We start from the raw sequence: 12,140 nt of genomic DNA, 5'->3' as shown, positions 1-12,140 counted from the left end.
AATTACGCACTTAGTAGTGCGTAGCATACTACTTAAAGTAAAAGTAAAACGCAGGAATCCTGCGCCGTACTTCTATAAGGAGCCTTTCGCCCCTAGTACAATGGCCGTCTCTTCCATATGCTTTCGAAAGGCAGATACCGCCCTATCGCTGTCACCGGTCAAGATAGCATCTAAGATTTGCTGATGTTCCTCATAAGCCTTCCCATGGCGATGTGTACTTCGAAGGGAATGAACCGTCGCCAATTCGATTTTCGTACGCATGAGGTTCGCCATACGAGTTAAATAGGCATTCTGCGGAAAATCTACAATTAAATGATGGAACTGGATATCAGCCTTCATGAATTCATAATGGGATTCATCGTCATCAGAATATCCGGCTTCTGTCTTTTGACATTCCATCAATGCAGTGACAGTCTCCTGCCATCGCTTGTCATGGGGGTGATTGGCAAGACACAGCACCGCGTAACCTTCAATAGCCAAACGGGCCTGTAAAATTTGCCGCAAGTCATCGGGAGATGTTGCTTTTACACCAAATCCACGATTATTGAAGATTTCAATGAGGTCATCATTCTTCAGCTGTAAAACAGCTTCGCGTACCGGCGTGCGGGATACGTTCAACTTGTCGGCAAATTGTTTTTCAGAATAAACTTCACCGGGCAATAACTCACCCTTTACAATTGCTTCTTTTAAGTATTGATAGATTTGATCTTTATACGATACTTTTTTTAACATGATGAACTCCTTCGTCGGTAACTCGCATCTTGTATGTAGCATACTACTAACGTAAAAAAAAGTCAAGAAGATTTCAATTGTTTTACATTGAATTTTTCCAGTGCTTTACATGTTCTATATGTTCCTTTGGTATGCTGTAAAAAATAGACTAAAAGGTGGGATTTTTATGGCAAAGACTTATGTGCTCGATACGAATGTCTTGATTCAGGCTCCGTATGCTATGCAGTGTTTTGAAGATAATCATGTCGTTATTCCCCTGGTTGTCGTGGAAGAATTGGATGGACTGAAAAAAGCGGATGGTGAACGCGGGTTCAATGCCCGGCAAGCCATCCGCTTTTTGGAACGTTTAAGGCTCCGCGGCAATTTACTGGACGGCGTTGCCCTTGATAACGGCGGCATGGTACGTATCGAGATTAATTGCGTCCACGAGGCGCTGCCGGAATCGCTGCCTGACGATCAGGCCGATAACCGAATTCTCAAAGTCTGCTGCCACCTGCAAAGCTGTCAGCCCATTTTGGTCACCAAAGACTTGGTGCTGCGGCTCAAAGCCCAGGTGCTGAATATTGAAGCTCAGGATTTCAGTACGGAACAGGTACTGCCCGAAAAGAACGGCTATACGGGCCGTCAAACTTGTTACGTCCCGGAAAGCGACTTCGATGCCTTTTTAGAAGAGGGCATCGATGCCGGCCGCCTCTACCAAATCGACGACAACGCCCAACGCTACGACGTGACGGTACAGGAAAATGAATTCATCATCTTACAAGCCGACGCTTCCCTTCGTAAGACCCATTTAGGCCGAGTCCATAAAGGGCGCGTCATCCCCCTGACCTACAGCCGCGTTTCTCCCTACGGCATCAAGCCGCGAAATGCCGGCCAGTATTTTATGCAGGAAGCCTTGATGCAGTCGGCGGAAGAAGCGCCGTTGGTCATCATCAAAGGCCAAGCCGGCACGGCCAAGACATTCTACTCGTTAGCCGTAGGCCTCGAAAAAATCATCAACCATCCGACGGGTGAATACCGGCGCATCCTCATCTGCCGGCCGAATGCCCAGTTCGACTCAGATATCGGCTTTTTACCCGGTGACGAACAGGAAAAGATTTCGCCCCTCATGCGGCCTATTATCGATAATTTGGAACAGCTCATCGACAGTAATGAAGCCGAACGCTATGAAAATGAACGAGAACTGGCCGAAAAGATTGAAGAAATCTTCGACCGCCACGTCATTCAAACCGAAGCCTTGAACTTCATCCGCGGCCGTTCCTTGGAAAAGACGTATCTCATCATCGACGAAGCGCAGAACATGACGCCAAATCAGGTAAAAGGCATCATCACCCGTGCCGGCAAGGGCACGAAGATCATCCTCGTCGGCGACCCCAACCAGATTGACCGCCCCTTCCTCGATGAACGGACGAACGGCCTGACCTATGCCGCCGGTAAGATGAAGGGCAGCCCCTTATGCTATCAATTGACCATGCGAGTTGACGAATGCGAACGGTCGCCTTTAGCCCTGGACGCCGTTCAACGCTTATAGATTTTTGTAACGATTACGGTTTCAGATACTGTTGGGATATCGCCGGATTCCACGAGCAGCAGCCGCCCGTTTCTTTTTCAAAGCGCCAGTGCTGGCGGACGTCGGGATACTTTTCGTGATCGACTTCGCTGAGGAACATGTCTAAGGGACGGATGAAATCGCGGTATTCGCCGTACAAGGTCTTGTAGACGACATACGTTTCTTTCGTTGCGGCATCGTCGGCAAGACCGATGATACGGTATCGCTTCTGCTTAAAATGGCGCCACGTTTCCCCCGGTTTGGGCAGTTCCCGGCCGGCTACAAAGGCACTGAGAGCTCCCAAAGACGGCAAAAAAGCGGCTGCCTTCACCCATTTGGCATCGACAAATCCTTGGTCAACCATCGCTTCTAAGAAAGCCTTCATGGGCTGATAGTAGCCGTTGAAATCGAGGAAGGCGAAGCGTCCTTTGAGGTGACCGAGTTTTACTTCACTCATGACCTGGCTGATTTCTTCTAACGTACCGAAGCCTCCGGGAAAAGCCAGGAAGAGGTCGCCCAATTCCATCATCTTCGCTTTGCGTGAAGCCATGTCCGGCGTAACGATGAGCTTTGTCAGGCCCTCCTGTTGGAGCGCCGTATCGATAAATTCCTGAGGCTCTACGCCGATAACGGTGCCGCCCTTTTTTAGGGCTCCGGCAGACAAGGCTCCCATGAGCCCCGTTCGGCTGCCGCCGTAAATCAAAGTATGGCCGTGGTCGGCAATCCAAGCTCCCAAGGCCGAGGCGCAGGCTTCATAACTGGGATCGTTTCCCCGGCTGGCGCCGAGGTAGACTGTAATATTCATCGCACTTCCCTTCTTTCCGCTGTATGTCATGGCTCTTCCCGCCATTGTATGCTACAATAATACTATCTATTATAGCATATGTGAGGAGTATTCCGCTGTATGAAGGGCAGAAAAAGTCAGTATTTCAAAGAGCTTTTTCTATCGAGGTATACGTAAAAGGCGTATTCACAAGAATATTCTTGCGAAACGCCTTTTTCTTATCTATGCGAAAACGAAAGGAGCCGATCCCTTGCCTAAAGAAACAGATGCGCCTAACTTTTTTATCGGCCGCAGCGACACCATTGCCAACAACGACAAATTATCTCATAAATCCCGCCAAAGCCTGTATACGGCCCGGGCGGCCAATACGGTCGACGCCTATCGCTCGGACTGGAACGACTTCTGCGACTGGTGTTCCTACCACGACTTATCGTCCTTTCCGGCGGAACCGGAAACGATTGTAAACTATATCAACGACCTGGCTGACAATGCCAAGGCCAACACCATTGCCCGACGCATCAGTGCCCTCACGGAAAATTTCGATGCCGCCGGTGTCAAAGACAATCCCTGCCGCTTTCCCATCGTCCGCAACGCCCTGCGCGGTATCAAGCGCATGAAGGGCACCATTCAGCACGGTAAGGCACCGGTCCTCTTCGACGACATCAAAGAAATGCTGACCTTCCTCGAAGGCAAGGACATCCAACAGATTCGGGACCGGGCCATCTTGCTGGTCGGATTCTATGGGGCCCTGCGCCGGTCGGAATTGGCCGGCATCGACGTCGAAGATTTAAAATTCACCCGCCTGGGTCTTTTAATCACCCTGCGCAAATCGAAGACCGACCAATTCGACCAGGGCCAGATGATCGCCATCCCCATGGTAAAGGATACGAATCTCTGCGCCGTCACGGCGTTAAAGAATTGGCTCGACATGAGCGGCATCACGACGGGTCCCGTCTTTCGCGGTCTGACCAAAGGACACCATATCCGCAAGACGCGGATCTCCGATAAGGCCATTGCCCTCATCGTCAAGCACTATGCCGAACTCATGGGCATGAACCCCGATGATTACGGGGCCCACAGCCTGCGCCACGGCTTTGCCACATCGGCCGCCCAGCACCACGTCGAGGAACGGCAGATCATGCGCCAGACCCGTCATAAGTCACAGGCCATCGTCCGCCGCTATATCGACGAAGCCGACCGCCTCGTCGACAGTCCGATTTTAAAGATTACCGAAGATAAGTCTTAAGGGACCAGCTGTGCAGCCAAGACTTGCCGCACATGGCCGGCCTTGCCGGAAGCGACAGGCAGGCGCAGGACTTGACCGGGTTGGATGGCACGATCGCCGGTCAGTTTATTTTCATCGAGGATGGACTGGATGACCTGACGTACATCCGTATCTTCATCGACGACGACCGACGCCAGCTGCCAAACGGTCTGCCCCGGTTCAACGCGAACGGAAACGTATTCCTGTGAAGGCTGATAGCTCCAGCCGATTTGGGTGCACATAAAGATAGCCAGGCCAATCAAGGCGACATATTTTAGTAACGGGCCTCTCCCTTTTCGTCTTCTTCTCATGGTTATCACTCCTAAGTAAAAACGAACGTTCTAAGAACAAGTGTTCGTCGACACCCTTATTATAGCTTCGAACAGTTGTTCTTGTCAAGGCGATTTGAACAAATGTTTGATTTTTTTCGGTATTTTCGGTATAATGTGACTAGCTATACTGGAATGATTGTAACTTGCCAGAGACTGGAGTGACTATATATGATTACCAATGAAAAAATGCTGACGACCCGTCAAAAACAGATATTAGAATACATCCGCACCTGTGTCCACCAATTCGGCTATCCCCCGTCGGTCCGGGAAATCTGTAAAGAAGTCGGCCTCAGTTCGACGTCGACGGTCCATGGCTATCTCCATCGCCTGGAAGATCTGGGCTATATCCGCCGCGACCCGGCTAAGAACCGAACGATCGAACTCCTCGACGAAGGTTCGTGGCGTTCGAAGAAGATCGTTCCCCTGCCCCTCGTCGGCCAGGTCCGTGCCGGAGCTCCTATCTTTGCCGAAGAGTGCGTCGAAGACGTCTACCCCTTCCCGGCTGATTTCATCGGCAATGACGACTGCTTCATGCTCATCGTCCAAGGGGACAGCATGAAAAATGCCGGCATCCTCGAAGGCGATCAGCTCATCGTCCGCCATCAGGATACGGCAGAAAACGGTGAAATCGTCGTGGCCCTCATCGACGATGAAGCGACCGTAAAGCGTTATTTCCGCGAAAAAGATGCCATTCGACTCCAACCGGAAAATGATGAATACGAACCGATTTACACGCGAAACTGCAAGATTCTCGGCAAAGTCGTCGGCCTCTACCGTCAATATTAGGAGGTATCTTTATGGTTGATGTTGCTGCGGCAGCTGCCAACAGTGCCCTCTTTGACGGCATCCGCCCCGAAGACCGGTCAGCCATGCTCACCTGCCTCGGTGCCCAGACGAAGACCGTCCGGAAAGGGGAATTCTTGGTTCTGGCCCAAGACGAAGTCCGCTATATCGGCGTCGTCTTAAGCGGTGAAATCCACATGATCCACGAAGACCGCTGGGGCGACAAGGCCGTGTTGGCCGTCATCAAAGAAGGCGGCCTCTTTGGGGAAACCTTCGTCTGCGCTACAATTTTGCAGTCTTTAGTCACCTTCCAAGCCGTCAAGACGACGACCTTCCTGACCTTGCCCTTTCAAAAAGTCCTCCACGTCTGTACACAGGCCTGTCCTTTTCATCATCGGCTCATCGAAAATATGCTGCACCTCATTGCCGCAAAGAACGCCCAGCTCATGGAAAAGTTGGAGATCGTCTCGAAAAAAACCTTGCGCAAAAAGCTGCTGACGTATTTTTCCTTCCAATCAGAAAAGGCCGGCAGCCCGACCTTCACCATTCCCGTGACGCGAAGCCAGCTGGCCGACTACCTCTGTGCCGACCGAACAGCCGTCGCCCGGGAAATGTCGCGCATGAAAGAAGAAGGACTCATCGATGTAAATCAACAGACCGTTACCTTAAACTAAATACAAAAAAGGGAGCACTGCCAAGGCATTTGGCGGTACTCCCTTTTTGCATGCCGTATATTACAGATTTACTTCTTTAAAGCCAGGCCGTCGTGGAAGGCTTTGCCGACGACGGGGCCGATGAGGCGATACGTCTTGGTGCTGCTGTCATACATGATGGGCTGGAGTTTGTCGTAGTCGACGAGCCCGTCGGTGAGGACCGATTCATCGGCTTGCTGAGCTACGATTTTTCCGACGAGGATCCCCGTTTCGTCGTCATAGCTCTTGCATTCGCATTCGAGGGTGACGGGAAATTCTTCGATGATCGGGGCCTTGACGTGGCGGCTTTCATGGACGTGGCAGCCGGCCACTTCGATCTTATTGACGCGGTTCCCCGTTTCGACGCCAAAATAATCGGCCAGGACCATCGTATCCTTGGTCGCAAAGGCAACGGTAAAGGCGCCGGTCTTTTTGACGTTGTCCGTCGTCTTGTGTTTATCCAAAAAGAGTGTGATTTCATCGAAATCGGACTGGGAACCCCAGGCTGCGTTCATGGCATTGGGAACGCCATTTTCATCGTAGGTTCCGATAATGAATACCCCTTCCGGAGCGATACAAGCTTCTTTTCCGGAAAATTCTTTACTCATGATGTCATTCCCCCTTACGGTTATTTTCTTTATTATAGCAGAAACTCGTGGACGATGGATACAGGATGCGGTTAAAAAGGCAAACCCGGCTGCCGCAGACAGGCTTCGGCAGCCGGGTTTATGCCCGATATGACCTTTATTTTGTTACCGTCAGTGTGTCGTCGAAGGACTTACCGGTGACGAGGCGTATGTGACGGTACGTTTCGGTACGGCCGTCTTAGGTGATGAACTGATGCTGGTCGTCGAGTGTGCCTGTTTTTTTGCCGCAGCAATACCGTAAGGAATGGCCAGGAAGACGACGGCGCCGACGAGATTGCCTAAGGTGACCCACAGGAGGTTGTAGCCGAAGCCGGAGAAGCTTACGGCCATGCCGGCCGGATTGAGGAGTCCCAAGGTCAGGACGGTCATATTGGCCACACTGTGTTCAAAGCCGCAGGTAAAGAAGGCGTAGAGACACCAGAAAGTCATGATCAATTTCCCGCTGTCAGACTTGCAGCGGAAGCCGCACCAGACGGCGAGACATACCAAGACGTTGCACAAGATGCCCCGCAGGAAGAGAACCAACGACGGCAGACTCATTTTGGTCGCGGCGGCTCCTGCCAGGGCCTGTCCGACACTGCCTGCCGTCCCGGCTGCCCCGTAGAAGAGGAACGATAAGATGACGGCGCCAACGAAGTTTCCAGCGTAGCAGACGACCCACAGGTGAACGACGTCGACCAAAGAAACGGTCTTTCCGCGCCAGCCGCTGAAGAGGACGAAGGCGTTACCTGTAAACAATTCTGCCCCGGCCATGATGACCAGGCTGAGGGCGACGCCAAAGGACAGGCCCATGGCAATCTTATTCATCGGAATCGGTCCCAGTGTGCCGCTGACCGTAAAGGCCAGGAGGACGCCGAAGCCGATATAGGCCCCGGCCAGTGCTGACAGGAGAAAATACCCCAAAGGGTTATTTTTTAACAAACGTACCTTGGCAGCCGCACCGGCAGCGGTTGCTGCATATTCTTCATCATACATAGTACCTCGCCTCCTACTTCAAACAAAAATAACGGATGCCGTTCCAATACAACGGCGTACAGACCTCAGCTTTAGGCGGTAAGCTCAGGTCCTTCATGATCCGGCGCAGAAACGCCTCCGGTCCCGTCCAATTGACGATATAGCCGAAATGTTCTTTGCCGCCCGGCACTTCCGGATCCATATATGTTTGGGCGTAGGCGTAGACATGGCTGATGATGTTGATGACGCTGTCGGCGTCGGCCCATTTCAAAAAATCGATGCCCCTGCGGGGATTCTTTTTCCGCAGCGCATCGGATTGAACTGAGGTTCTTTGTCTAATTGGCAAAGACAGTTTGAAAGGTTTCAAAGGATACATCTATCCCCTATCCGTGCCTCTTTCAATCCATGATTTTTTCACATCTTTTGATAACAAATCGCTTTTTTATTTTGTTCTTATTATACCACAAACGAGCCATTCAAATAGTTGTCACTGTAATAAATATTGAAAAAATATCATTATACATATATCAATAAATCATGGTTCTTTTGTCTTTGTTCCGAAAAGACAAAAGCGGCTCCCATAGCGGAAGCCGTTTTTTTGATTCTTTGTCGACTATTCAGCGATTTTTTTAGCCGCCACACCATAGGGAATAGCCAGGAAGAGGATGGCGCCGACGAGGTTCCCTAAGGTAACCCACAGAAGGTTATGTCCGTAGCCTGCCAGGCTGACAGCCATGCCGGCCGGATTGAGGAGTCCCAAGGTCAGGACGGTCATATTGGCCACGCTGTGCTCAAAGCCGCAGGTAAAGAAGGCGTAGAGACACCAGAAAGTCATGATCAGCTTGCCGCTGTCTGATTTACAACGGAAGCCGCACCAGACGGCAAGACAGACCAGGACGTTGCACAAGATGCCCCGCAGGAAGAGGACCTGCGGAGAGAGGCTCATCTTAGTCGCAGCCGCCCCTGCCAAAGCCTGGCCGACACCGCCGGCCGTACCGGCAGCGCCGTAGAAGATAAAAGATAAGATGACGGCGCCGACGAGGTTGCCCAGGTAGCAGACGACCCACAAGCCGATGACGTCGGTCAAGGTAACTGTCTTTTGCCGCCAGCCATTGTAGAGGACCATGGCGTTGCCCGTAAAGAGTTCGGCACCGGCGATGATGACCAAGCTGAGGGCGATGCCAAAGGACAGACCCATGGCGATTTTATTCATCGGAATCGGTCCCAAAGTGCCCCCTACCGTAAAGGACAGGAGGATGCCGAAGCCGATATAGGCACCGGCCAGGGCCGACATAAGAAAGTATCCTAAGGGATTCTTTTTCAATAAGCGGACTTTGGCGGCTGCACCGGCCGCCGTCGCCGCATATTCGTCATGATACATCGTAGTCTGCCCCCTACTTCAATCCCGAGTAGCGGATGCCGTCCCAGTACAGCGGTTTGTAGATTTCGGCCTTCGGCGGCAGATTGACGTCTTTCATGATCCAGCGCAGGAATTCTTCCGTTCCCGTCCGATCGACGATGTAGCCGATGTGTTCCTTGCCGCCCGGCACTTCGGGGTCGATGTATTTCTGAGCGTAGGCGTAGACGTTGCTGATGATCTTGACGACACTGTCAGCGTCGAGCCATTTGATGAAGTCGATGCCCATGCGGGGGTTCTTCTTGCCGCTGCGGCCCAGGAGAGTCATGCGGAAATACTGGGTCTTGCTCCGCGTCCAGGCACGGGTCGGGCAGGCGTGGGCGCAGACGCCGCAGCCGATGCATTTTTCGACGTTGCGGACAGGCCGGTTCTTATCCATCTTCAAGGCTTCGACGGAGAGTTGTTTGCACTTCTTGACGCAGGCACCGCAGCTGATGCAGCGCGTCGGGTCGAACTGGGGCTCGGTCATGCCGATGATGCCGAAGTCATGCATGCGGACCTTGCCGCAGTCGTTGGGGCAGCCCGTGAGAGCGACTTTGACGTGAAGGTCATTTGGGAAAATGGCCTTTTCAATCCGTTCGGCCAGAGCCGTCGTGTCGTAGTTGGCAAAGGGACAGATGCGGTTGCCGACGCAGGCCATGATGTTACGCGTACCGGACGAATCGTAGCCGCGGCCCTTTTCCGACTGGTTGATGCCCAATTCTTCGATGATGGGCTGCAGGGCCTTGTTGACTTCGTCGACCTTTTCAAAGGGAATGCCTAAGATTTCAAAACCCTGCCGGATGGTCAGGTGGACTTCGCCGCTGCCGTAAGTTTCGGCGATTTCCTGAACTTTCCCTAAGACGTCGGCCCGGAGATGGCCGCCGGGAACGCGGACGCGGGCGGATGTTACGCCGCGGTTCTTGGTGACGCGAAAGGCGTTTTTCTTTAACTTGCCACAATTCATATCAATCATCGTTCTTCCCTCCTAGTCGATAAACGAGCGAACGGTCGTATATTTGAATACCGGGCCGTCCTGACAGACGTAGAGCTCGCCGATGCGGCAGTGACCGCATTTACCGAGGCCGCAGCACATCTTGCGCGATTCGGACAACCAAATTTTTTCTTCATCGAAGCCGATTTTTAAGAGTTCCTGAATGGAGAATTTGATCATCATCGGCGGGCCGACGACGACGGCGATGGCGTTGTCGAAGTCCTTGAGCGGCAGCTGTGGGATGTACTGCGTAACCAGGCCGACATTGCCTTCGTAGCCTTCAGGGGCGGCGTCGACGGTGTAGATGAAGTTCATGCCGTCGGCGATCCAGCGTTTCAAATCGTCGCGGAACAAAATGTCGTCCGGCGATTTGAAGCCGGAAATGATGTTCAGGCTCTTACATTCATCCATGTGATCGGCGAAGTAGTCGATGACGCCGTGGACCGGAGACAGGCCGGAACCGCCGGTGATGAGGACGATTTCCTTGCCTTTAAAGATATTGACGTCGAAGCCGTTGCCGTAAGGGCCGCGCATGAAGAAGTGGCCGCCGACGTAATTTTCAAAGATTTCTTCCGTAAGGGAACCGACGCGGCGGATGGTAAAATCCAAGGAATGGTCGGTAATGCCGCTGACGGAAATGGGCGCTTCACCGTATTTCGGGATGGAGATCTCAAAGAACTGGCCGGGCTTTACGGGATGCGTATCGCCGCGGTCGTAAGACATGCGGAAGGTATATTCCACATCGGCGTGTTTGATGACCTCTAAGATTTCTGAGCGAAAAGGCATATATGAATTATTCATGGCCGCTGACCTCCTTCATACCGGCTTCTAATTTTTCGACACAATGAGTAAAGGAAATGTATTCGGGACAGATGGCATCGCACCGGCCGCAGCCGACGCACATCTGGAATCCCGAACGCTTCTTGAAATCGAGGACCTTGTGGAGGACCTTGAAGCGCATCCGTTCGCCGGCTTTCTTGCGGAAACAGAGGCCGCCGGCCACTTCCGTATAGCCGTCGATCATGCACGATGCCTGGACGCGGCGCCGTTCGCCGGCCTGGCCGTTTTCGGTGTAAAACAGATCCTGCATGGACCAGCAGGTGCAGGTCGGACAGGCGACGGTGCAGCGGCCGCACTTGATGCAGCGCTTGTCGTATTCGTCCCAAATGGAGCTCTTAGCAACGGCCGACGTCAGGTTTTCCGGAACCTTGACAGTCAGGCTGTTTTCCATAACGGCGTCGGGCGTGACGTCTACTTCGGCAGCACCCATGGCACGGAGGGCTTCAGCCAGGTCTTCATCCTTACAGTCGATTTCAATCTCATCGCCGTGGACATTGACGGCAGCGTCGTAGTCCGTACTGACGTTGGTGCCCATAGAGACGCAGAAGCAGCCGTCAAAATCGTGGTCGCAGCCCATGAGGACGAATTTCAGTCCGTCGCGGACGCGCTTATAATAGGAATCTTCCGGACCGTTTTCAAGGAACATATAATCGAGGCGCTTCACAGCGTGGAGGTCGCAGCTGCGGAGGAAGACGATAGTCCCTCTCGTCGGACCTTCCGATTCGGTCATACCATGTTCCGTAAAGTACAATAAGGTCTGACTCAGCGGCAGGAGAATATCCTTAAAGGAGTATTCCGACCGTTCGTTCCAATCGATATCGGCCAAATCCGCTACCTTCCCGTAACGAACGACGTCTGTTTCAGAAAAACGACCCGTTCCTTCAAAGACCTTCGGAGCGTAAATGTCATATTTTTTTCTCCAGCTATCGAAGACAGTTTGAAATTTTTCAAGTGATACCGCGTATCCCATAGCAGTCCCTTCTTTCAGTAAATACTTTTTTTCACATATATCGTGACAGCAATCTTATTTCTAGCTTGTCCTTATCATAGCAGGAAGGGACCGTTCAAACTGTTGCCGTCGCAACGGTTATTGAAAAATTCCACAACTAATCATGCTTATAAGTCATCCATAACTCCATTTCCAAAAGACAAAAAAAAGTGCCGCTCCCGCCG

Annotated in this window: 14 protein-coding genes; 4 read left to right on the top strand and 10 right to left on the bottom strand. The window is 52.2% G+C overall.

Going from position 1 to position 12,140, the window contains the following annotated elements:
- Positions 1 to 72: 72 nt before the first annotated feature.
- A complete protein-coding gene (locus tag TX77_RS05140; RefSeq protein WP_044503749.1) occupies positions 73 to 732 on the bottom strand; it encodes a GntR family transcriptional regulator in 660 nt (219 codons plus the stop codon).
- 166 nt (positions 733 to 898) lie between these two features.
- Here TX77_RS05140 and TX77_RS05135 point away from each other — a divergent pair, with 166 nt between their 5' ends.
- The gene (locus TX77_RS05135; RefSeq protein WP_044503747.1) at positions 899 to 2,263 is read left to right on the top strand and encodes a PhoH family protein; all 1,365 of its coding nucleotides are present in this window, start codon (positions 899 to 901) and stop codon (positions 2,261 to 2,263) included.
- A gap of 13 nt (positions 2,264 to 2,276) precedes the next feature.
- Here the strand turns inward: TX77_RS05135 and TX77_RS14265 are convergent, their stop codons facing one another.
- A complete protein-coding gene (locus TX77_RS14265) occupies positions 2,277 to 3,086 on the bottom strand; it encodes a TIGR00730 family Rossman fold protein (protein WP_044503746.1) in 810 nt (269 codons plus the stop codon).
- 229 nt (positions 3,087 to 3,315) lie between these two features.
- Here TX77_RS14265 and TX77_RS05125 point away from each other — a divergent pair, with 229 nt between their 5' ends.
- Positions 3,316 to 4,311 carry a site-specific integrase gene (locus tag TX77_RS05125; protein ID WP_044503745.1) on the top strand — a complete coding sequence of 332 codons (996 nt, stop codon included), beginning with the start codon at positions 3,316 to 3,318 and terminating at the stop codon, positions 4,309 to 4,311.
- Here TX77_RS05125 and TX77_RS05120 read toward each other — a convergent pair.
- Positions 4,308 to 4,640 carry a LysM peptidoglycan-binding domain-containing protein gene (locus TX77_RS05120; RefSeq protein WP_049917296.1) on the bottom strand — a complete coding sequence of 111 codons (333 nt, stop codon included), beginning with the start codon at positions 4,638 to 4,640 and terminating at the stop codon, positions 4,308 to 4,310. The two genes, TX77_RS05125 and TX77_RS05120, sit on opposite strands and share 4 nt — an antisense overlap.
- 189 nt (positions 4,641 to 4,829) lie before the next feature.
- Between TX77_RS05120 and lexA the strand changes: the two genes are divergently transcribed.
- Both lexA and TX77_RS05110 read left to right on the top strand, forming a co-directional pair.
- The gene (gene lexA / locus TX77_RS05115; protein ID WP_044503744.1) at positions 4,830 to 5,447 is read left to right on the top strand and encodes a transcriptional repressor LexA; all 618 of its coding nucleotides are present in this window, start codon (positions 4,830 to 4,832) and stop codon (positions 5,445 to 5,447) included.
- An 11-nt stretch (positions 5,448 to 5,458) separates the two neighbouring features.
- Positions 5,459 to 6,118 carry a Crp/Fnr family transcriptional regulator gene (locus TX77_RS05110; RefSeq protein ID WP_044503743.1) on the top strand — a complete coding sequence of 220 codons (660 nt, stop codon included), beginning with the start codon at positions 5,459 to 5,461 and terminating at the stop codon, positions 6,116 to 6,118.
- Positions 6,119 to 6,186: 68 nt separating this feature from the next.
- Here TX77_RS05110 and TX77_RS05105 read toward each other — a convergent pair whose 3' ends face one another.
- The 7 genes from TX77_RS05105 to asrA all read right to left on the bottom strand — a co-directional run bounded on the left by TX77_RS05105 (position 6,187) and on the right by asrA (position 11,937).
- The gene (locus TX77_RS05105) at positions 6,187 to 6,744 is read right to left on the bottom strand and encodes a flavin reductase family protein (RefSeq protein ID WP_044503742.1); all 558 of its coding nucleotides are present in this window, start codon (positions 6,742 to 6,744) and stop codon (positions 6,187 to 6,189) included.
- A gap of 150 nt (positions 6,745 to 6,894) precedes the next feature.
- Positions 6,895 to 7,758, bottom strand: coding sequence for a formate/nitrite transporter family protein (locus TX77_RS05100; RefSeq protein WP_081651699.1), 864 nt, complete (start codon positions 7,756 to 7,758; stop codon positions 6,895 to 6,897).
- 13 nt (positions 7,759 to 7,771) lie between these two features.
- A complete protein-coding gene (locus TX77_RS05095) occupies positions 7,772 to 8,008 on the bottom strand; it encodes a hypothetical protein (RefSeq protein ID WP_044503741.1) in 237 nt (78 codons plus the stop codon).
- A gap of 342 nt (positions 8,009 to 8,350) precedes the next feature.
- On the bottom strand, positions 8,351 to 9,118 hold the full coding sequence (locus TX77_RS05090) for a formate/nitrite transporter family protein (protein ID WP_044503740.1): 768 nt from the start codon (positions 9,116 to 9,118) through the stop codon (positions 8,351 to 8,353).
- A gap of 13 nt (positions 9,119 to 9,131) precedes the next feature.
- A complete protein-coding gene (gene asrC / locus TX77_RS05085) occupies positions 9,132 to 10,109 on the bottom strand; it encodes a sulfite reductase subunit C (RefSeq protein ID WP_230198048.1) in 978 nt (325 codons plus the stop codon).
- 12 nt (positions 10,110 to 10,121) lie between these two features.
- A complete protein-coding gene (gene asrB, locus TX77_RS05080) occupies positions 10,122 to 10,928 on the bottom strand; it encodes an anaerobic sulfite reductase subunit AsrB (protein ID WP_044503739.1) in 807 nt (268 codons plus the stop codon).
- Complete coding sequence (asrA, locus tag TX77_RS05075; protein ID WP_044503738.1) at positions 10,921 to 11,937, bottom strand: anaerobic sulfite reductase subunit AsrA; 1,017 nt, start codon at positions 11,935 to 11,937, stop codon at positions 10,921 to 10,923. Before asrA ends, asrB begins: the two co-directional genes overlap by 8 nt.
- Between the last annotated feature and the right edge of the window lie 203 nt (positions 11,938 to 12,140).

Source organism: Megasphaera massiliensis, from assembly GCF_000455225.1.
Taxonomy (GTDB): Bacteria; Bacillota; Negativicutes; order Veillonellales; family Megasphaeraceae; genus Megasphaera; species Megasphaera massiliensis.
This window is presented reverse-complemented; position numbering and strand designations above follow the sequence as displayed.

Coding starts and splice junctions, on each gene's coding strand:
- TX77_RS05140 (WP_044503749.1), bottom strand. CDS start 732: ATGTTAAAAAAAGTATCGTATAAAGATCAAATCTATCAATACTTAAAA.
- TX77_RS05135 (WP_044503747.1), top strand. CDS start 899: ATGGCAAAGACTTATGTGCTCGATACGAATGTCTTGATTCAGGCTCCG.
- TX77_RS14265 (WP_044503746.1), bottom strand. CDS start 3,086: ATGAATATTACAGTCTACCTCGGCGCCAGCCGGGGAAACGATCCCAGT.
- TX77_RS05120 (WP_049917296.1), bottom strand. CDS start 4,640: ATGAGAAGAAGACGAAAAGGGAGAGGCCCGTTACTAAAATATGTCGCC.
- lexA (WP_044503744.1), top strand. CDS start 4,830: ATGATTACCAATGAAAAAATGCTGACGACCCGTCAAAAACAGATATTA.
- TX77_RS05110 (WP_044503743.1), top strand. CDS start 5,459: ATGGTTGATGTTGCTGCGGCAGCTGCCAACAGTGCCCTCTTTGACGGC.
- TX77_RS05105 (WP_044503742.1), bottom strand. CDS start 6,744: ATGAGTAAAGAATTTTCCGGAAAAGAAGCTTGTATCGCTCCGGAAGGG.
- TX77_RS05100 (WP_081651699.1), bottom strand. CDS start 7,758: ATGTATGATGAAGAATATGCAGCAACCGCTGCCGGTGCGGCTGCCAAG.
- TX77_RS05090 (WP_044503740.1), bottom strand. CDS start 9,118: ATGTATCATGACGAATATGCGGCGACGGCGGCCGGTGCAGCCGCCAAA.
- asrC (WP_230198048.1), bottom strand. CDS start 10,109: ATGATTGATATGAATTGTGGCAAGTTAAAGAAAAACGCCTTTCGCGTC.
- asrB (WP_044503739.1), bottom strand. CDS start 10,928: ATGAATAATTCATATATGCCTTTTCGCTCAGAAATCTTAGAGGTCATC.
- asrA (WP_044503738.1), bottom strand. CDS start 11,937: ATGGGATACGCGGTATCACTTGAAAAATTTCAAACTGTCTTCGATAGC.